The sequence below is a fragment of the Rhizobium aureum genome, from assembly GCF_030182495.1.
Classification (GTDB): domain Bacteria; phylum Pseudomonadota; class Alphaproteobacteria; order Rhizobiales; family Rhizobiaceae; genus Rhizobium; species Rhizobium tropici_C.
The window spans coordinates 286,439-305,120 of record NZ_JAQJCI010000004.1; the positions used below are offsets into that span (position 1 = coordinate 286,439).

General features: G+C 59.3%; 17 protein-coding genes, 5 tRNA genes and 1 pseudogene. 10 read left to right on the forward strand and 13 right to left on the reverse strand.

Features of this window, described 5'->3' with window-relative positions; translation table 11 throughout:
• The first annotated feature begins 258 nt into the window (after positions 1-258).
• A complete protein-coding gene (locus PH552_RS12715; protein WP_210278893.1) occupies positions 259-471 on the forward strand; it encodes a hypothetical protein in 213 nt (70 codons plus the stop codon).
• Positions 472-1,161: 690 nt separating this feature from the next.
• On the opposite strand, the pseudogene PH552_RS12720 reads toward PH552_RS12715, so the two are convergent.
• The 4 genes and pseudogenes from PH552_RS12720 to phaC all read right to left on the reverse strand — a co-directional run.
• A pseudogene (locus tag PH552_RS12720) lies at positions 1,162-1,887 on the reverse strand (JAB domain-containing protein); the annotation flags it as partial.
• A 3-nt stretch (positions 1,888-1,890) separates the two neighbouring features.
• On the reverse strand, positions 1,891-2,727 hold the full coding sequence (gene map, locus PH552_RS12725; protein ID WP_113249893.1) for a type I methionyl aminopeptidase: 837 nt from the start codon (positions 2,725-2,727) through the stop codon (positions 1,891-1,893).
• 2 nt (positions 2,728-2,729) lie between these two features.
• Positions 2,730-3,476 carry a DNA/RNA nuclease SfsA gene (gene sfsA / locus PH552_RS12730; protein ID WP_113249894.1) on the reverse strand — a complete coding sequence of 249 codons (747 nt, stop codon included), beginning with the start codon at positions 3,474-3,476 and terminating at the stop codon, positions 2,730-2,732.
• A gap of 14 nt (positions 3,477-3,490) precedes the next feature.
• Positions 3,491-5,344 (reverse strand): class I poly(R)-hydroxyalkanoic acid synthase, encoded by a 1,854-nt coding sequence (gene phaC, locus PH552_RS12735; protein WP_113249895.1) that lies wholly within the window; start codon positions 5,342-5,344, stop codon positions 3,491-3,493.
• A gap of 160 nt (positions 5,345-5,504) precedes the next feature.
• Here phaC and PH552_RS12740 point away from each other — a divergent pair, with 160 nt between their 5' ends.
• The 4 genes from PH552_RS12740 (at position 5,505) to recJ (ending at position 10,637) form a co-directional block, all read left to right on the forward strand.
• Positions 5,505-5,957, forward strand: a complete 453-nt coding sequence (locus PH552_RS12740; RefSeq protein ID WP_112340933.1) for a hypothetical protein — start codon at positions 5,505-5,507, stop codon at positions 5,955-5,957.
• A gap of 222 nt (positions 5,958-6,179) precedes the next feature.
• A complete protein-coding gene (locus PH552_RS12745) occupies positions 6,180-7,400 on the forward strand; it encodes an LL-diaminopimelate aminotransferase (protein WP_112340932.1) in 1,221 nt (406 codons plus the stop codon).
• Positions 7,401-7,457: 57 nt separating this feature from the next.
• On the forward strand, positions 7,458-8,777 hold the full coding sequence (locus PH552_RS12750; protein ID WP_113249896.1) for a homoserine dehydrogenase: 1,320 nt from the start codon (positions 7,458-7,460) through the stop codon (positions 8,775-8,777).
• A gap of 54 nt (positions 8,778-8,831) precedes the next feature.
• Positions 8,832-10,637: a single-stranded-DNA-specific exonuclease RecJ gene (recJ, locus tag PH552_RS12755; protein WP_210278894.1), complete on the forward strand. Its 1,806-nt coding sequence runs from the start codon at positions 8,832-8,834 to the stop codon at positions 10,635-10,637.
• Positions 10,638-10,711: 74 nt separating this feature from the next.
• Here recJ and PH552_RS12760 read toward each other — a convergent pair.
• The 5 genes from PH552_RS12760 to PH552_RS12780 form a co-directional block, all read right to left on the reverse strand.
• Positions 10,712-10,786: transfer RNA gene (locus PH552_RS12760), tRNA-Glu, on the reverse strand.
• Positions 10,787-10,924: 138 nt separating this feature from the next.
• A tRNA-Glu gene (locus PH552_RS12765) sits at positions 10,925-10,999 on the reverse strand.
• 82 nt (positions 11,000-11,081) lie between these two features.
• A tRNA-Glu gene (locus PH552_RS12770) sits at positions 11,082-11,156 on the reverse strand.
• 173 nt (positions 11,157-11,329) lie between these two features.
• Positions 11,330-12,118, reverse strand: coding sequence for a hypothetical protein (locus PH552_RS12775; protein ID WP_113249897.1), 789 nt, complete (start codon positions 12,116-12,118; stop codon positions 11,330-11,332).
• Positions 12,119-12,323: 205 nt separating this feature from the next.
• Positions 12,324-12,764: a VOC family protein gene (locus PH552_RS12780; protein WP_113249898.1), complete on the reverse strand. Its 441-nt coding sequence runs from the start codon at positions 12,762-12,764 to the stop codon at positions 12,324-12,326.
• 197 nt (positions 12,765-12,961) lie between these two features.
• Between PH552_RS12780 and PH552_RS12785 the strand changes: the two genes are divergently transcribed.
• From PH552_RS12785 to PH552_RS12805, 5 genes are all read left to right on the forward strand, one after another.
• Complete coding sequence (locus PH552_RS12785; protein WP_015339721.1) at positions 12,962-13,540, forward strand: cold-shock protein; 579 nt, start codon at positions 12,962-12,964, stop codon at positions 13,538-13,540.
• Between the two features lie 13 nt (positions 13,541-13,553).
• Positions 13,554-14,054, forward strand: coding sequence for a DUF192 domain-containing protein (locus tag PH552_RS12790; protein WP_483315491.1), 501 nt, complete (start codon positions 13,554-13,556; stop codon positions 14,052-14,054).
• A gap of 149 nt (positions 14,055-14,203) precedes the next feature.
• Positions 14,204-14,280, forward strand: a tRNA-Pro gene (locus PH552_RS12795).
• Between the two features lie 180 nt (positions 14,281-14,460).
• Positions 14,461-14,766 carry an ETC complex I subunit gene (locus PH552_RS12800; protein ID WP_183763477.1) on the forward strand — a complete coding sequence of 102 codons (306 nt, stop codon included), beginning with the start codon at positions 14,461-14,463 and terminating at the stop codon, positions 14,764-14,766.
• A gap of 92 nt (positions 14,767-14,858) precedes the next feature.
• Positions 14,859-14,935 (forward strand) — tRNA-Arg (locus PH552_RS12805).
• 127 nt (positions 14,936-15,062) lie between these two features.
• Here PH552_RS12805 and PH552_RS12810 read toward each other — a convergent pair.
• The 4 genes from PH552_RS12810 to PH552_RS12825 form a co-directional block, all read right to left on the reverse strand.
• Positions 15,063-15,224 (reverse strand): hypothetical protein, encoded by a 162-nt coding sequence (locus PH552_RS12810; protein WP_169645987.1) that lies wholly within the window; start codon positions 15,222-15,224, stop codon positions 15,063-15,065.
• 225 nt (positions 15,225-15,449) lie between these two features.
• Entirely contained in the window at positions 15,450-16,223 is a 774-nt protein-coding gene (locus PH552_RS12815) for an amino acid ABC transporter ATP-binding protein (protein ID WP_095434785.1), read from the reverse strand.
• Positions 16,224-16,241: 18 nt separating this feature from the next.
• On the reverse strand, positions 16,242-17,396 hold the full coding sequence (locus PH552_RS12820; RefSeq protein WP_112340861.1) for an amino acid ABC transporter permease: 1,155 nt from the start codon (positions 17,394-17,396) through the stop codon (positions 16,242-16,244).
• Position 17,397: 1 nt separating this feature from the next.
• The gene (locus PH552_RS12825) at positions 17,398-18,591 is read right to left on the reverse strand and encodes an amino acid ABC transporter permease (RefSeq protein ID WP_113249901.1); all 1,194 of its coding nucleotides are present in this window, start codon (positions 18,589-18,591) and stop codon (positions 17,398-17,400) included.
• Positions 18,592-18,682: the final 91 nt, after the last annotated feature.

The following is an 18,682-nucleotide window of genomic DNA, read 5'->3' on the forward strand; positions in this document are numbered from 1 at the left end:
ACCCATCTAATAAGAGATGGGCTCTTCCCCTATATCTGATTTTCAGTTATCTTAAATTCAGATAATTCGCCTTTTACTGCCGATACCCTCATGCAACTATGCCGGCGTTCTCATTTCGTAGCGATTGCCGGAAAGCCATAAGGTGGCCGCTGTGACGGTATGGATTACCCGGCCGGCAGCTGGTGACCACAATGAGGCAACAAACCAGCGAGACCTTGCGGCCGCGGAAATGATTGATAGACAGTGAGGAAGCAGATCATGAGCACGGACTGCATCGTGATTGAGGATTGGTATGCCCTGACCGAAGCCGAAGCAATCGAGGTTGCCATCGACCGATATGGTCAAGATGAAACCACGTCGGTTGCCTATTGTGCGCTTGAGACATGGGGCGATCGTTGTGACCCGGAGTACCGGTTTTGGTTTGACCTGTTTCTAAAACTGACGCAGCGTGAGCATGTCGGCTGGGCCTAGAAATTGGAGAGCTCGCCGTCGTTCCCTCTACTCAGGCATGTCTCGCATGTCGTGTGTCAATGCGCTTCTGCATTCCAGTGAGCGATTTGAAGGCTGCTAAAAGATGGCCGCCGTCGAGCAAGGGCTCGCGTTTAACCTACTTCTAGTTCAAGTTTGCTCTTACAAGCGGCAAAGACGCAAAATGAAACCAGCGCTAATCAGGACGGATGCGGTCGTTGCTGAAGGCTATGCAGATCGCGACAAGTGCCTCGCTGGAAGCGATGTTCGCAGCCGTTTGCTTCAATAGGCATGAGCCCCTCGACAACGGGACGAGGCTCCGGGCGAATTCATCCGCCAGGTGCATGTTCATCCGTCGCCGGAATTCATGCAGTTGGCGGATTGCGCCGATTGGTATCGACCGCTCTAATCAGAGCGACGCAGCTCGAACATTGCCTGAGCATCAACAAGAGCATGTGCTCGGAGAATTGGTGGAACGGCACTCGTCATTTAGGTTTGCGGGAATGGTATTCTTATTGGGAAAATTCCATAAGTTGCTGATTTGTACGAGTAATAATGGAAATTTGTGGGCGACGTTATTTCGAGGAAAAATGGTAATCTATCATCCCACTCGGATAAGAGCGCTTATTATTTAAGTTATTGAAAATAAACCGTTTTCGTGATTATGCGGTACTGTGCGTGATCCACAATGCCCGTGGGGTATCGAGCGGGATTATTGTGCACGAGAATCACGGCTGAAGCGGAGAGTTCCAGCGCGCGTTTGACGACTTCACGCGGATAGACTGGCGTATGATCGACAGTACCGAAACCTTGGACTTCATCTGCAATCAAGGCATTGCGCTTGTCGAGAAACAGCAAGCGAAACTGCTCGCGCGCTTCATGCGCCATGGCGGCATGACAATAGTCGATGAGGGCTTTCCAGGAAGAGAGCACCGGCTTGCCCGTCAGCTCGCTTTTCAGCATGCGCTGCGAGACGCTCGCCACCAGCTTCAGGTCGAGCGCGACCGCATCGCCGACGCCGCTGACCTCGGTCAACAGGCTGACCGGAGCACCGAACACGCCGCCGAGCGAGCCGAAGCGGGCTAGCAGAGCCTTGGCGATCGGCTTCGTGTCGCGACGCGGGATCAGCCGGAAGAGCAGCAACTCCAGGATTTCATAATCGGCCAGTGCCGTATCGCCGCCGTCGCGATAGCGATTGCGCAGCCGCTCGCGGTGCCCATGATAATGGACTTCGGCGTTTATTGTGGCAGGTTTTGCCGTCGGCGCGGATTTGGTGGCCCGTGAGGCGGGCTTGGTGGCTTGTGGTGCGAAGAACAGTCGTTCGTCCAGAAACGGGGCCTCTTCCAAAGCCTCCGTCTCCCCGCTTCTGTCGAGGGGCATGTCGCCATGTCCATTGGAAGAAGCGGGACGTTTTGCCATAGATTATCCCTGCAGGGGCGGTAGGCCGGGACGGTCGACACCGCCGGGCGACAGGGTAAAGATCTCGCAGCCCGTCGCGGTGACGCCGACCGTGTGCTCATACTGCGCCGAAAGCGAACGGTCACGTGTCACTGCCGTCCAGCCGTCACCGAGAACTTTCACATGCGGCTTGCCGAGATTGATCATCGGTTCGATGGTGAAGATCATGCCCTCGCGCAGCTCCGGGCCGTCATTGAGGCGGCCGTAATGCAGGATATTCGGCGAGTCATGGAAGAGGCTGCCGACGCCGTGGCCACAGAAATCGCGCACGACCGAGCAGCGCTCGCCCTCGGCATAGGTCTGGATCGCCTCGCCGATGGCGCCGGTGCGGGCACCGGGGCGCACGGCGGCAATGCCGCGCATCAGGGATTCGTAGGTGACTTCAAGCAGCCGCTCGGCCGAGCGCTTGATTTCGCCGACCGGATACATGCGGCTGGAATCGCCGTGCCAGCCATCCAGCACATAGGTCACGTCGATATTGACGATATCGCCCTCGCGCAGCGGCTTGTCGTTGGGAATGCCATGGCAGACGACGTGATTGATCGACGTGCAGGAGGATTTCATGTAGCCGCGGTAGTTCAGCGTCGCCGGATAGGCGCCGTGATCCATGCCGAATTCGAAAACGAAGCGGTCGATGACGTCGGTCGCCACACCGGGTTTGACGATTGCGGCCAATTCATCGAGGCAACGGGCGGTCAGCTGGCATGCCTTGCGCATTCCGGCAAAGGCATCCTGCCCGTAAATGCGGATAGCGCCCGTATTCTTCGCCGGCGCTGTTGCCGCTTCGATGTAATTCACCATGACTAGCCTTTGGTAGAGATCTTAAACTGTTGTAATGCAGCTATGCCGGGTTCGTCTATCGGGATCAACCCGGCAGGCACGATTTCCGTCGGCGAGACCCTGCATTTCAGCGCGTAGACTTCGACGCCGCGTGCCAAAGCCCGCTCATAGGCCCTGGCATAGACCGGGTCGAGATCACCGCAAATTCGGAAGCGATCGCAATCGTACCGCTGGATCACGAACAGCATGACGGCGCGATAGCCGGCCGCGGCCATATCGCCGAGCTCTTCCAGATGCTTGGCGCCGCGCGCCGTCGCCGTATCTGGGAATTCCGCAACGCCCGGCCGCCGCATGAAATGGACGTTTTTCACCTCGACATAGGTGGTTGTCCGTAAAGGGTCGGTCAAGAGCAGGTCTATGCGTGAGTTGCGGCCGTAATTCTGCTCGCGCTTGACCATCGCGTACTCGCCGAGATCGGAAACCTGTCCAAGCGCAATCGCTTCCGCCGCGATCCGGTTCGGCATGGCTGTATTGACGCCGACGGTCGTGCCGTCCGCCTCGATCAGTTCGAAGACATGGCGGTATTTTCGCTTTGCTCCTTCGTGCTCGGAAAGCCATATGCGTGAGCCGGGCGCCGTCAGGCCGAGCATCGAGCCTGTATTCGGGCAGGAGCCAGTTATGAGGGTGCCGTCCTCCAGCTCCGCATCGAAGAGGAAGCGCTTGTAGCGCGCGATCAGACGGGCAGGGACGAGAGGCGAATGGAAGAGCATGGTCCGGCGATCGTCTAAGCCCGTTCCATGACGAAGCTGCCGGGTGCCTCTTCAAGCGCGTTGAGGGCCTTGCCGCCGGGCTGGCGCGCTGCCGCCATGCGATGGTCTTGCGCGAGGATCCAGGCATGCCAATGAGGCCACCAGGAGCCGGGCGTCTCTTTTGCCCCGGCAAGCCATTCCTCATAGTCGCCGCCGGTCGGGCCACCCGTCCAGAACTGGTATTTATGCTTGTCGGGCGGATTGACGACGCCGGCAATGTGACCGGAGCCGGTCACCACAAACTCCACCGGACCGCCGAAATACTGGCTGCCGACGAAGACGGATTTGGCCGGCGCGATATGATCCTCGCGCGTTGCCAGATTATAGACCGGGATGCGCACATCCTTCAGCGACAGCGTCTTGCCGTCGAGCACCATCTTGCCCTGGCTCAGTGCATTGTTGAGGTAGCAGTTGCGCAGGTAGAAGGAATGGTTGGCAGCTGCCATGCGTGTGGAATCGGCGTTCCAGAACAGGAGGTCGAAGGGCAGGGGCTCCTGACCCTTCAGGTAATTGTTGACGAAATAGGGCCAGATCAGTTCGGAGGCGCGCAGCATGTTGAAGGCCGTCGCCATCTTCGAGCCTTCGAGATAGCCGAGCACGTTCATCTGTTCTTCGAGTGCTGCAATCTGCTCTTCGTCGACGAAGACCTTCAGGTCACCGGCGAAGGTGAAATCGACCTGCGTCGTCAGGAAGGTTACCGTTCGGATGCGCTTGTTCTTTTCCTTGGCATGGAGGGCGAGGGTGGCGGCCAGCAGCGTGCCGCCGACGCAATAGCCCACGGCATTGACCTCCTGCTCGCCTGTCGCCTTTTCGATCGTTTCGAGTGCGAAATCGATGCCTTCGCGGGCATAGGAGGTCCAGTCCTTCGCCGCATGACGATGGTCGGGGTTCACCCAGGAAATGACGAAGACGGTGTGACCCTGCTCTACACACCATTTGATGAAGGATTTCTGTGGGTTGAGATCGAGAATGTAGAATTTGTTGATCCAAGGCGGGCAGATCAGCAGCGGCCGCTTCAGCACCTTGTCCGTCGCCGGCTCATATTGGATCACCTGGCAGACATCGCTTTGTGCGATCACCTTGCCTGGTGTCAGCGCCATGTCGCGGCCGACGGCGAATTTCGTCATGTCGGTTTGACGCAGGCGCAGCTCGCCATGGCCGAGGCTGATATCCTCCGCCAGCATCTTCATGCCGCGCACCAGGTTCTCGGCGTTGGAGGCGATGGTTTCGCGGTAGACCTGCGGGTTGGTCGCGACGAAATTGGTCGGGGAGAAGGCGGCGGTGATCTGTTTCGTGTAGAACGCCGCCTTGTGACGCGTATGCTCGTCCAGCCCTTCCGCTTCGCCGACCAGCTTTTCCGCCCAGTCCGACGTCAGAAGATAGGTCTGCTTCAGGAAATCGAAAAAGGGGTTCTTCTGCCAGTCCTCATCGGCGAAGCGCTTGTCCTTGTCCTTGACCGGTTCGGCTTCGGCCTCGGCGGACGAATCGCCGCTGAGGCGCTGCATGGTTTTCGTCCACAGGCCGAAATAGCCGGAAAGCAGGTGAGTCTGCGCCTCCAGTGTCCGGCGGGGATCGGAAAGCCAGTATTCGCCGACCTTGGACAGCGTCTTGACCATGTCGGTGAAGGGATCGGCAACCGTGTCGACCTTCTCGCCGCGTTCGCGCGGTGCAAGCCAGGCCGAGGCCGCCTTGCCGAGATTTTCCAACGCGCGGGCAAAGTTGACGGCCATCGCTTCGGGATCCCTGACGATGTAAGGCTCGACTGACTTTGGATCGAAGCCGGGAAAGCCGCCGTTGCCTTCATTATTGTCCCGCTTGCTGTCGGTCACGCATCATCCTCCCGGCGGCAGCTCGTGTCTTGTTTTCCATTTGTACATCTTGCGGGAAAAGGAATACAAGTCGAATGAAACGCAACCCTGCTCTTGCTTTGCTGCTGCGACAAATTTAACAGTCGCAACCCACAGCAAGGAATAGCGCAGGAAGACAATTATGGGCGGCGGCATGGTGGCAAGACTGAACCGGTATTCCGTACTCTGCGGTGCAATGTGCGGGATTCTCGCATTGACGCTGGCGGGCTGCTCGACGCCCGAAGAAAAGGCGGCCTACGCCAAGCGCAAGCAGCCGCCTCAGGCGGTGATCGTAAAACCCGCCAAGGGCACGCCGATCGTGGAAACCAGCACGCAGCAATATTACAAGGATGGCTATCCTTCCTTCAACGCGCCGCCGACGGCTGCAAACGTGCAGATCAACGATCAGCAGGCCGGTGACATGGTCAAGCAGTTGACGGCGCTCGGTGCCCAGCGCAAGGCCGGCACCATATCGGAGGCCGAGTACCAGAAGCGCGTTGCCGAGATGCGCAAGCTTGCCGCCGAACATGGCCAGGATACGCTGCAGGAGATCCAGAAAGAGGGCGGCGCCCAGCCCGCCCCAACGCAGAATTAGCCTTGCGTTTCAGGCGATTTGGACGCAAAGCGTTCGTATAGGCCGAAATTGGATGTATCTGACCGGCGAATTGCACTTTGCGTGCATAGCCGCCCAAGATTCACCTTATCTTTCGAGATAGCATGACTACGGCGCCGCGAGTCCCAAGTTCGTATCGCGGCTGGCCGGGAAATCGACGAACTTCAGCGCGGTTTTGAGGGCCGCTGTCCCATGGGGAAAGAAATGGAAGAGTTTCATAAAGTCCGGCGTTTGCCGCCCTACGTTTTCGAACAGGTCAATCGTTTGAAAGCGAGCGCGCGAGCGGGCGGGGCGGACATTATCGATCTCGGCATGGGCAATCCAGATCTTCCGACTCCCAAGGCGATCGTCGACAAGCTGTGCGAAGTGGTCCAGGATCCGCGCACGCATCGCTATTCCTCCTCCAAGGGCATTCCGGGCCTTCGCCGTGCGCAGGCCGCCTATTATGCCCGTCGCTTCGGCGTGAAGCTCAATCCGGATACGCAGGTGGTCGCCACCCTCGGCTCGAAGGAAGGCTTTGCCAATATGGCGCAGGCGATCACTGCGCCCGGCGACGTGATCCTCTGCCCGAACCCGACCTATCCGATCCATGCCTTCGGCTTCCTGATGGCCGGCGGCGTCATCCGCTCGATACCGGTCGAGCCGGATGACAGCTTCTTCCCGCCGCTGGAACGGGCCGTGCGCCACTCGATCCCGAAACCGCTCGCGCTGATCCTCAACTATCCGTCCAACCCGACGGCCTATGTCGCGACGCTGGATTTCTATAAGGAAGTCGTCGCTTTCGCGAAGAAGCACGACATCATCGTGCTTTCGGATCTGGCCTATTCGGAAATCTACTTCGACGACGCGCCGCCGCCGTCGGTGCTGGAAGTTCCGGGCGCCATCGACGTGACGGTCGAATTCACCTCGATGTCGAAGACCTTCTCCATGCCCGGCTGGCGCATGGGCTTTGCCGTCGGTAACGAGCGGCTGATTGCGGCGCTGACGCGCGTGAAGTCCTACCTCGATTACGGCGCGTTCACGCCGATCCAGGTGGCGGCGACCCACGCCCTGAACGGCGACGGTTCCGATATCGCGGAAGTGCGCAACATCTACAAGCGCCGCCGCGACGTCCTGGTCGACAGCTTCGGCAAGGCCGGCTTCGACGTGCCGCCGCCGGCTGCGACCATGTTTGCCTGGGCGAAGATCCCGGAAAAGTTCCGTCATCTCGGCTCGCTTGAGTTCTCCAAGCTTCTGGTCGAGAAGGCGGACATCGCGGTAGCTCCCGGCATCGGCTTCGGCGAGCAGGGCGATGATTATGTCCGCATCGCGCTTGTTGAAAACGAACACCGCATCCGGCAGGCTGCACGCAATCTGAAGCGTTTTCTCTCCTCCGTGGATGAGACGATGCATAATGTTATTTCGCTGAACGCCCACCGTTCATAATATCGCGCGGCAGCCGTTCCCGCGGCTGCCGTTCCCAATACTGATCAGGAATTTTCCATGGCAGATGCCCTCAAAATCGGCATTGCGGGCTTGGGCACGGTTGGTGCCTCGCTCGTCCGCATCATCCAGAGCCGCGCTAACGAGCTTGCCGTTACCTGCGGTCGTCCCGTCAAGATCGTCGCCGTCACGGCGCGCGATCGCATGCGGGATCGCGGCATCGATCTGGCAGGCATCGAATGGTTCGACGGTCCTGTCGATCTCGCGCAGAAGGCCGATATCGACGTCTTCGTCGAGCTGATCGGCGGCTCCGAGGGTGCTGCCAATGCGGCGGTGCGTGCGGCTCTTGCCCGCGGTCTGCATGTCGTAACCGCCAACAAGGCGCTGCTCGCCTATCACGGTGTCGAGCTCGCGCAGATCGCTGAAGAAAAGGGTGTGCTGCTGAATTTCGAAGCAGCCGTTGCCGGTGGCATTCCGGTCATCAAGGCCCTGCGCGAATCGCTGACCGGCAATACGATTTCCCGCATCTACGGCATCATGAACGGCACCTGCAACTACATCCTGACCCGGATGGAGAAGGAGGGCCTGTCCTTTGCCGATTGCCTGAAGGAAGCACAGCGTCTCGGCTATGCCGAAGCCGATCCGGCTTTCGATATCGAGGGCAACGATACGGCTCACAAGCTCGCCATCCTGACGACGCTTGCCTTCGGCAATCGCATCGCGGCCGACGACATCTATCTTGAAGGCATCACCAACGTCTCCATCGAGGATATCCGCGCCGCTGCCGATCTTGGCTATCGCATCAAGCTGCTCGGTGTTGCCCAGCGCACCGAGAGCGGTATCGAGCAGCGCGTGCATCCGACCATGGTGCCGCTCGATTCGGTCATCGCCCAGGTTGATGGCGTCACCAATGCCGTCGCGATCGAATCCGATATTCTCGGCGAATTGCTGATGGTCGGCCCCGGCGCCGGCGGCAATGCGACGGCCTCGTCCGTCCTCGGCGATATCGCCGATATCGCCAAGAGCCGCCCGGGCGAGCAGCGCGTGCCGGTGCTCGGTCATCCGGCCAAGGCGCTGGAGCCCTACCGGAAGGCGCAGATGCAGAGCCATGAGGGCGGTTATTTCATTCGCCTCACCGTACTCGACCGCACCGGCGTTTTTGCAAGTGTGGCGACCCGCATGGCGGAAAACCATATTTCGCTGGAATCGATCGTCCAGCGCTCCAAGCAGCATCTGGCGCCTTCCGATCACCAGACGATCATCCTCGTCACTCATGCGACGACTGAGGACTCGGTGCGCAAGGCGGTTGCCTCGATCAAGAACGAGGGCTATCTCGTCGGCGAGCCGCAGGTCATCCGCATCGAGCGGCCGAAAGAATAATCTGAGCAGCGGCGGCGTGCCTCAAAGGGACGCCGCTCTCAAATTCCGGGAGAGATGGTGGAGCAACCGGTCGATCCAGTTCAGCGGGCATTTCTGGGTGTCGAGCGCTCGGTATCAGGCAATCGCTGGGTTTCCAGGCTCGATCAGGCTGGCCAGAACAGGGCGCTGGCCATCGCGCAGACACACGGCTTGCCGGAGCTGATTGCCCGCGTTCTTGCCGGGCGCGGCGTCGGCCAGGACGAAGCCATGGCCTTTCTCGACCCGACCATCCGTGGCCTGATGCCGGACCCGCATCTGCTGACCGATTGCGAAAAGGCCGCACAGCGTCTCCTGCACGCCATCAGGAAGGGCGAGACGGTCGCGATCTTCGGAGACTACGATGTCGACGGTGCGGCCTCCTCGGCGCTCCTCTATCGCTTCCTGACGCATTTCGGCGTTCCCGCCAGCATCTACATTCCCGATCGTATCTTCGAGGGTTACGGCCCCAATCCCACCGCCATCGGCCAGCTCATCGACAATGGCGCGACATTGATCGTGACCGTCGATTGCGGCTCGACCAGCTTCGAATCGCTTGAGGTGGCGAAGGCACGCGGTATCGATGTCGTCGTCATCGATCACCATCAGGTGGCGCACGAGCTGCCGCCTTGCCACGCCCTGGTCAATCCGAACCGAGAGGATGATCTGTCGGGGCAGGGGCATCTCTGTGCCGCCGGCGTCGTCTTCATGGTTCTGGTCGCGGCCTTGCGGCTGCTGCGCGAGGCCGGCGATTCCCGCGTGCGATCCATCGACCTGCTTGCCTGGCTCGATATCGTCGCGCTCGCGACCGTTTGCGATGTCGTGCCGCTGAAAGGTCTCAATCGGGCCTATGTCGTCAAGGGGCTCATTGCCGCCCGTCATCAGGGCAATCTCGGGCTTGCAGCGCTCTTTCGTAAGGCCGGTCTCAATGGCCCCGTCACGCCCTATCATTTCGGTTTCCTGATCGGTCCGCGCATCAATGCCGGCGGCCGCATCGGCGATGCAGCTCTTGGCGCACGCCTGCTGACGCTAGCCGATGGTAGCGAAGCCGACACGATCGCCGCGAAGCTGGACGAACTCAATCGCGAGCGGCAGGCCATGGAGGCCGCCATGCTGCAGGAGGCGGAGGCCGAGGCCCTGGCGGAGTACGGCAATGGCGACGGTGCCTCCGTCATCGTCACGGCGCGCGAGAACTGGCATCCGGGGATCGTCGGCCTTATTGCATCGCGCCTCAAGGACAAATTCCGCCGGCCGGCCTTCGCCATCGCCTTCGATCCGATGGGCAAGGGTACAGGCTCCGGCCGCTCCATCAACGGCTTCGACATGGGCCGCATGGTGCGTGCAGCCGTCGATGCCGGTCTGCTGGTCAAGGGCGGCGGCCATGCCATGGCCGCCGGCCTGACGGTGGAGCGGAGCAATCTCGGAAAGCTGCGCGCCTTCTTCACGGAGAAGGCGGAGAAGCAGGTGGCCGGGCTGGTTGCCAATGAAACGCTGAAGATCGACGGCGCGCTCGGCGCAAGCGGCGCGACCGTCGAGCTGATCGACAGGCTGGAGACCGCCGGTCCCTATGGTTCGGGCCATCCACAGCCCGTCTTCGCCCTTCCGAGTCACAGGCTGCGCGATTCCCGCCTTGTCGGCCAGTCGCACATCAAGATCACGCTCGAAGCGCAGGATGGCGGCCGGGTTGATGGCATCGCCTTCCGCGCGGCGGAGACGCCTTTGGGCGATCTGCTGATGTCGTCGCGCGGGGCGCAGATCCATGTCGCCGGCACGCTCGGCGCCGATCACTGGCAGGGCAGCCGCCGGGTGCAGCTGCGCGTTACGGACGCGGCGAAAGCTCCGTAACGCAGATCGCGCCGGATACGTGTCTGCATAGCAGCGTTTAGCAAGCAAAAACATCAATTTAAGGGGAAGAACAGTGGCACGCCCTAGGGGAGTCGAACCCCTCTTTACAGAATGAAAATCTGTCGTCCTAACCGATAGACGAAGGGCGCGTGCTGTGGCGCCCTTATAGTCAGCACCTTTCATTCCCGCAAGCGGAAAAACGAGAAAAATCGCAGAAAAATCCCAGAAAAATCGATGACTAAGCGAAGATTTTCGAGGTGCTTGTGGAAAACGTCGAGCCACGCGATTGGCACGCCCTAGGGGAGTCGAACCCCTCTTTACAGAATGAGAATCTGTCGTCCTAACCGATAGACGAAGGGCGCGTGCTGCATGGTCTAGATAAGAATAGCCCATTGCGTCCGCAAGCGGTAGGTCAATGAATTCATGACGGGGGAAGAACAACAGTGGCACGCCCTAGGGGAGTCGAACCCCTCTTTACAGAATGAAAATCTGTCGTCCTAACCGATAGACGAAGGGCGCGTTCAGCTGTTGTGTGGCGCGCTTATAGCGGGGTGATTTCATTCCCGCAAGCGGCAATTTTGCTTTTTTGTGGAAAAAATGACAGATGGGTGAAACTGCCGCCGGCCATGAATAAGTGAGACTTAACAGGCTCTTGCCGGCGGTATCGGAGATTCCCTGGAAACGCGGGCTCTTTACTGGCCGCTCGCGCCCTGCACCGGTTGCACCAGCAGCTTCCCGTTCTGGGGCTGGTTTTTCGATGCGATGAACTGCGCCAGCGCGGCCGCCTGTCTGCCGTTCAATTCGTGGACGTTCGGGTTCGGCATTGCGGCAGCTCCCGACGCCGTCACCTGGGCAATCGGCTGCGGCGAACCCACAGCCGGCGAGGTTGCATTGCGGATGACGGGCGGCGGCAGCATATCGGCCGAGGTGCGGCCGTTCCCTGCGGCATCCATCGCCTGCGGTGCCATAGTCTGCATTGCCGTCGGCGGCGTGCTGTAGACACTGCGCATCATCGGCGTGATGGTCTGGCCGCCGTCAGGCTGGGTCTTGGCCAGCGTCCCGTCCGGGTTGACGGCGATCGGCGGTGGGGCTGAAAAGATGCTGCTTCTGTTGGCATTGACGCCAGTCGGCTGCGTGACGAGGCCGGCAATGCCGGTCTGTCCTTCAGCGGGGGCTGCCGTCGGGGCAGGGTAGAGTGCCTGATTCTGCTGGGCGACGATCTGCTGGCGCGTGCCGTTGACGCTATGCACCAGCGGATCCCGATAGGTGCCATCGGCTTTGCGGCGGCTGGCGTCGGCTCTGCTGTTCATGTCGGCCGCGAGCTGTTCGGCTGCCGTCGGCTGCGCGGCAGGTGCTGCGTCCGATGTCTCCGTCGGCTTCTTGGCCGTGGTCGCGCAGCTGGCGATCATCACAAATGAAGCGATGACGGCAATAGTGCTTGCGAGCTTCTTCCCGCCGTATAAAATCTGTTGATCGCACATGGGACGTTCCCCGCAAAAGGTTTGCATCGGAACGGCCCTCCTGCGAGGGGACGATGATATCGCATGCGCCGACTGGGAACGATGGCCGCGCGATATCCGATGCATGATGCTTCGAGTCGTCCAAGCATGCCGGAGGATGGGCATGGGCGGCAAGCGCGAAACGGATGGCTCCGCGCGTGCCGTAAGCCTCGCGAAAGCTTGGCTCCTACCAGGAGCCGGTATTGGGCATCGAGGCCCAGGGCTCGGCAGACGGAAGGTTGGCGCCTTTCTGCAGGATCTCGATGGAGATGCCGTCCGGAGAACGTACGAAGGCCATGTGACCGTCGCGCGGCGGGCGATTGATGATGATGCCGTTGTCCATCAGCTTCTGGCAGGTTGCGTAGATATCGTCGACCTCATAGGCGAGGTGGCCGAAATTGCGTCCTCCGCTATATTCTTCCGGGTCCCAGTTATAGGTCAGTTCCAGGCTGGGGGCACCGTTGCTGCGGGATGATTCGGCGTCCTCGTCGGCTGCAAGGAAAACGAGCGTATAGCGACCTTTCTCGTTTTCGTAGCGGCGGGTTTCGGTAAGCCCGAACAGGGTGCTATAAAAATGCAACGAAGCGTCGAGATCGGTGACGCGGACCATCGTATGGAGATAACGCATTCTATTTCCTCTCTTAATGTCGAGCTGGTCGGATCTTTGACCGGGGCACCAGCTTCGCGCAAGTCTTGGAGCAATAATCTTAGGGTGGGAATAAACGAAAACTAGGACTTGCGCTTTTCCGTTACCAAGATGTTAATCTTGATATCAGGGAATCAGTTAACCGTAACAGTGTGACGCGTAATCGAGGGCTGGCTAGGATGGGTGACAGAATTTCATCGAAGGGAGTTGTCGACTTCGAGGAGATGTCGGGCGATACCGTCGAGCTCATCGAAATCTCAGGCGTCGTGAAGTGGTTCGATGTCGCCAAGGGATTCGGTTTCATCGTGCCCGACAATGGCATGCAGGACGTATTGCTGCATGTCACGTGTCTGCGCCGGGACGGTTATCAGACGATTCTCGAAGGAACCCGCATCGTTGCGCTGATCCAGCGCCGGGAGCGTGGCTATCAGGCCTTCAAGATCCTCTCCATGGATCAGTCGACCGCCGTACATCCCTCGCAGATGCCGCCCGTGCGCACGCATGTGCAGGTGACGGCGACGAGCGGTCTGGAGCGCGCGCTGGTCAAGTGGTTCAATCGCACCAAGGGCTTCGGCTTCCTGACGCGCGGCGAAGGCACAGAGGATATTTTCGTGCACATGGAAACGCTGCGTCGCTTCGGTCTGGCCGAGCTGCGGCCGGGGCAGGTGGTGCTTGTTCGCTTCGGGCCGGGTGAAAAGGGTCTGATGGCGGCGGAAATCCATCCGGATGCGCCGAGCCCGGTCACGCGGCCGCACTGATATGAATAGAGATATGTTTTTTGGAGTTCTGAAAAGCGCCATCTTGGCGCTTTTTCTCGTTGTGGCCATAGGCCCGTCGTCCTTCGCGGCACAAACTGCAAGCCAGCAGCTGATGGCTTTCGACTCGGAGCCGCTGACGATCGTATCGGCCAAGGGGCAAACCCATAAATTCACCGTGGAGCTGGCGCTGACGCCGGCACAGCTTGAATATGGTCTGATGTATCGCGACAAGATGCCGGTCGACCATGGCATGCTGTTTGATTTCGGCACAGTGCGGCCGGTGATGATGTGGATGAAGAACACCGAGCTGTCGCTCGACATGCTCTTTCTGGACCAGAGCGGCACCGTCACCCATATCCAGGAAAATGCCGTGCCATATTCCGAATCGATCATCAATTCCGGCGGACCGGTCGCCTATGTGATCGAACTGAATGGCGGGATAGTCAGGAAGCTTGGCCTTGCCGTCGGAGACAAGGCGACGAGCCCCACGATCTCGGCAAAGCTCGGCAAGTAGCTTTTCGTCGGGGAAGAGTCTGCCCAGCGTGATTTTACCTGTTGCAGCGGAGAGGTGAACCGTGTATCTCCCCACTCGTTCCGCAAACGGGTATCCGGCGGTACAGAAATCAGATCGCGATTGCCTGTGAGCAAATCGTGCTGATGGTTCGGAGTGTAGCGCAGTCTGGTAGCGCATCTGGTTTGGGACCAGAGGGTCGGGAGTTCGAATCTCTCCACTCCGACCATTTAAAATCCCTCCATCGATGTCGTTGAATTTGTCCTGGTAGCGGCTGCCTTTTTGCTTGAAAACAAAGGGATTCGCGGCTAAGCAAAAGTCGTGTTCGCGCGGCCTGCAAAGGATCGCGTCGAGGCAAGAGAAGCAAAGTAAGCGGATCGTTCCCGCTCGATTCGGAGGCGCTGCAGCAATGCCTGCCAAGATTTATCGTCCCGCAAAGACCGCCATGCAGTCCGGCAAGGCCAAGACTCATCTATGGGTTCTGGAATTCGATCAGGAAACTCCGCGAAAGATCGATCCGATCATGGGCTATACGTCATCGGGCGATACGCGCCAGCAGCTCAAGCTGACATTCGAGACGCAGGAGCAGGCGGAAGACTACGCCAAGCGTAACGGCATCGACTACCGCGTCATCCCGCCGAAGGATCCGATCCGGCAGACCGTGTCCTATTCCGACAACTTCCGCTTCAATCGTATCCAGCCCTGGACTCACTGAAGCCCAAGTACTTATTGAACGTCGACCATTGAGTTTGACGGCGGTTTCAGGCATGTGTTGCCCGCCGCACGTAAGGTGCGGCCAGGCCGTACGGCCCCTTAGCTCAGCTGGATAGAGCACTTGCCTTCTAAGCATGTGGTCGCAGGTTCGAATCCTGCAGGGGTCGCCACTTTCTCGTTGGTCCGTTCTGGACACATAGGTTACGGTTTATTCCTGAGACATAGGTAACAGATTGTCCCTAAGGCATGGGTAACAATCTGGTGCCGTTAGCCGAGTGATATCAGGACCATTCCTGTTCAGTTTGCCGCCGTCGGCCAGCCGCCGGCATCCGCAGGCCTTGTGGCGTCGACCGTCATCTGGATGAGGTCGTAGCCGAACATCGATCCGGCCAGTTTGATGGCGATGATGGCTGCGCTTAAAAGTGCAAGGCCACCGATGATTCTGTCGCTTTTCTTCACGGCCCGCTTCCCCGACGTTTCGTGAACGCCGCGTTATTCACGGCGGCAGAAAGTATATCGCGTTTTATGAGAAGCGCTACAGGGCTTGCTCATGCTGCCAATCGCCAGACTTATGTCCGCCGTTACGCCGATTGCTTGTCATTGCCTCGGACAATATTGCGCCCCATAAAAAAACCCGCCGGCTGCGATGCAGGGGCGGGTTTTGTTCATGCGATCTATTCCAAATCAGTGCAGGATCTGGCTGAGGAATAGTTTGGTGCGCTCATGCTGCGGGTTGTCGAAGAATTCCTTCGGCGAATTCTGCTCGACGATCTGGCCCTGGTCCATGAAGATGACGCGGTTGGCGACCTGGCGGGCGAAGCCCATTTCGTGGGTCACGCAGAGCATGGTCATGCCTTCCTCGGCAAGGCCCACCATCGTGTCGAGCACTTCCTTGATCATTTCCGGATCGAGTGCCGAGGTCGGCTCGTCGAACAGCATGATCTTCGGGTTCATGCAGAGCGAGCGGGCGATCGCCACGCGCTGTTGCTGACCGCCGGAAAGCTGGCCGGGATATTTCTTGGCCTGCTCCGGGATCTTGACGCGCTTGAGGAAGTGCATGGCGATTTCTTCCGCCTGCTTCTTCGGCATCTTGCGCACCCAGATCGGCGCCAGCGTGCAGTTTTCCAGAATGGTCAGGTGCGGAAAGAGATTGAAGTGCTGGAACACCATGCCGACTTCGCGACGCACTTCGTCGATCTTCTTCAGATCATTGGTGAGCTCGACGCCGTCGACGATGATTTGGCCCTTCTGATGCTCTTCCAGGCGGTTGATGCAGCGGATCATCGTCGACTTGCCCGAGCCCGAGGGGCCGGCAATGACGATACGCTCGCCGCGCATGACCTTGAGGTTGATATCGCGCAACACATGGAAGTCGCCATACCACTTGTTCATGTTGATCATATCGACCGCGACCTCGGTCTCGGAAACGGTCATTTTCTTCGATTGGGCTTCAGCCATTTTATATTTCCCTCAATTTTATCGCTTGTGGCCGGTGTCGAGGTGGCGTTCCACGAACCCTGAATAGCGCGACATGCCAAAGCAGAACAGCCAAAAAACGAAGCCGGCAAAAACAAGACCCGTCACCGGCGTCACCGCAGTTGCCCAATTGGCATCCGAGAAATTCTGACGGACGATGCCGAGCAGGTCGAACATGCCGATGATCGCAACGAGTGATGTGTCCTTGAACATGCCGATATAGGTGTTGACGATGCCGGGAATGACCAGCTTGATCGCCTGCGGCAGAATGATCAGCCGCATCTTCTGCCAGTAGCCGAGGCCGAGCGAGTCGGCGCCCTCGAATTGGCCCTTCGGTATCGCCTGCAGACCGCCGCGAATGACCTCCGCCATATAGGCCGAGGTGAAGATCGCAACGCCGACCACGGCGCGCAGCAGCTTATCCACTGTCCAGCCCTGCGGCATGAAGAGCGGCAGCATGTAGCTGGCCATGAACAGCACCGTGATCAGCGGCACGCCGCGGATGATTTCGATGAAGGTCACGCACAACATGCGAAGGATAGGCAGCTTCGACCGGCGTCCCAGCGCAAGCAGGATGCCGAATGGAAAGGACACCGCGATTGCGACGAAGGCGATCACCAGCGTCACGAGCAGACCGCCCCATCTCTCTGTTTCTACGGTTTCAAGCCCGAAGCCGCCATGCAGCAGGAAGAACGAGATAACCGGCAGCACGAAGAATGCCAGGATCGCATTCAATCCTTTTCTCGGAACCGACGGTATCAGAAGCGGCACGAAGGCGATGACCGTCAGGATGATGACGAGCACCGGCCGCCAGCGCTCGTCCGGCGGATAGAGGCCGAACATGAAGACGACGAATTTCGCGCGAACGAAGGCCCAGCAGGCAGCGTTCCAGCCATCCGGCTGCGTTCCGCCCTGAACCGTGGTGGCGCAGAATGTGCGGTCGGTTCCGTTCCATACCGCCTGTATGAACAGCCAGTTGACCAGATGCGGGATCGCCCAGGCAAGGAATGCGATGGCAAGCACGGTCAGAACGATGTCCTTCGGCGTGGCGAAGAGGTTCTTTTTCAACCAGTGCCACACGCCTCTTTCGCTGGCGGGTGCCGGCTGTGCCGTCAGAAGCGACTTGCTGACGAAGTGTTGATCTACGCTTGACATCCTATCTCTCCACCAGGGCCATCTTGGCGTTGAACCAGTTCATGAACAGCGACGTTACGATGCTCAAGGCGAGATAGATGACCATCCATATGATGACGACCTCGACCGCTCGGCCGGACTGGTTGAGGATCACGCCGCCGACGGCGACGAGATCGGCATAGCCGATAGCGATGGCGAGAGACGAGTTCTTGATGAGGTTGAGATATTGGCTCGTCAGCGGTGGAATGATGATGCGCAGCGCCTGCGGAATGACGACAAGCCGCGTGACGGCGGTTGCGCGGAGGCCGAGTGCGCCCGCCGCCTCCGACTGGCCCTTCGGCACGCCGCGAATGCCGGCGCGCACGATCTCGGCAATATAGGATGCGGTATAGAGCGAAAGCGCCAGCAGAAGCGCGATGAATTCCGGCCCTACCACCGTTCCGCCCGTAAGATTGAACTTGCCGGCGACGGGATAATCGAAGGAAAGCGGCATGCCCGTCGCCAGGAACACGAGCAGCGGCAGGCCGATCAGGATACCGAGCGACACCCAGATGGTATGGAATTGCTGCCCGGTTGCCGCCTGACGCCTATGTGCCCAGCGCGCCACGAAAAATACGGCCGCTATGGCGACGAGGAAGGCAACGCCGACGGCCCACATGCCCGCGGCGAATATCGGGCTCGGAAAGGCGAGGCCGCGATTGCTGAGGTAGCTGTAAAACGGCAGATGCACGGCATCGCGTGCCTGCGGCAGCAACACCAGAACGCCGCTGTACCAGAAGAAGATGACGAGCAGCGGCGGGATATTGCGGAAGATTTCGACATAGGTATGGGAAAGCTTCGCAACGAGCCAGTTGCTCGAAAGTCTGCCGATACCAACGACGAAGCCGACGATGGTCGCAGCGATGATGCCCACAAACGATATCAGAAGCGTGTTGAGCACGCCGACGATGATAGCGGTGCTATTGGTGGAGTCGCTGGAATAGGGGATCAGGGCCTGTCCCAGATTGAAGCCGGCACGACCTTCGAGAAAGCCAAATCCGAAGGAGCGGTTCAATGCGTGCAGATTGTCGATCGTATTCGTGACGATGAACCAGCAGAGGCCGGCCAGAATGATGATCGTGATGGCCTGATAAAATGCACCCCTGACTTTGGGGTCGTATAGCGCCGCCGATAAGGGTGAGCGCTCGCCTTCAGGCGAATTTGCGGTAATTGCCATGCAGATTTTTCCCCAATGTGCCCGTTTCAGGCTTGTTTTCTTGAGGTGAGAAAGGCGGTTTGCCGCCTTTCTCCGATAGTTAGGCTATTTC

Excerpts from the sequence above, each read along its gene's own strand:
- PH552_RS12745 (WP_112340932.1), top strand. The coding sequence starts at position 6,180 with ATGGAAGAGTTTCATAAAGTCCGGCGTTTGCCGCCCTACGTTTTCGAA.
- recJ (WP_210278894.1), top strand. The coding sequence starts at position 8,832 with ATGGTGGAGCAACCGGTCGATCCAGTTCAGCGGGCATTTCTGGGTGTC.
- PH552_RS12740 (WP_112340933.1), top strand. The coding sequence starts at position 5,505 with ATGGGCGGCGGCATGGTGGCAAGACTGAACCGGTATTCCGTACTCTGC.
- PH552_RS12790 (WP_483315491.1), top strand. The coding sequence starts at position 13,554 with ATGTTTTTTGGAGTTCTGAAAAGCGCCATCTTGGCGCTTTTTCTCGTT.
- PH552_RS12750 (WP_113249896.1), top strand. The coding sequence starts at position 7,458 with ATGGCAGATGCCCTCAAAATCGGCATTGCGGGCTTGGGCACGGTTGGT.
- PH552_RS12785 (WP_015339721.1), top strand. The coding sequence starts at position 12,962 with ATGGGTGACAGAATTTCATCGAAGGGAGTTGTCGACTTCGAGGAGATG.
- map (WP_113249893.1), bottom strand. The coding sequence starts at position 2,727 with ATGGTGAATTACATCGAAGCGGCAACAGCGCCGGCGAAGAATACGGGC.
- sfsA (WP_113249894.1), bottom strand. The coding sequence starts at position 3,476 with ATGCTCTTCCATTCGCCTCTCGTCCCTGCCCGTCTGATCGCGCGCTAC.
- PH552_RS12775 (WP_113249897.1), bottom strand. The coding sequence starts at position 12,118 with ATGTGCGATCAACAGATTTTATACGGCGGGAAGAAGCTCGCAAGCACT.
- PH552_RS12715 (WP_210278893.1), top strand. The coding sequence starts at position 259 with ATGAGCACGGACTGCATCGTGATTGAGGATTGGTATGCCCTGACCGAA.
- PH552_RS12820 (WP_112340861.1), bottom strand. The coding sequence starts at position 17,396 with ATGTCAAGCGTAGATCAACACTTCGTCAGCAAGTCGCTTCTGACGGCA.
- PH552_RS12780 (WP_113249898.1), bottom strand. The coding sequence starts at position 12,764 with ATGCGTTATCTCCATACGATGGTCCGCGTCACCGATCTCGACGCTTCG.
- PH552_RS12815 (WP_095434785.1), bottom strand. The coding sequence starts at position 16,223 with ATGGCTGAAGCCCAATCGAAGAAAATGACCGTTTCCGAGACCGAGGTC.
- PH552_RS12800 (WP_183763477.1), top strand. The coding sequence starts at position 14,461 with ATGCCTGCCAAGATTTATCGTCCCGCAAAGACCGCCATGCAGTCCGGC.
- PH552_RS12825 (WP_113249901.1), bottom strand. The coding sequence starts at position 18,591 with ATGGCAATTACCGCAAATTCGCCTGAAGGCGAGCGCTCACCCTTATCG.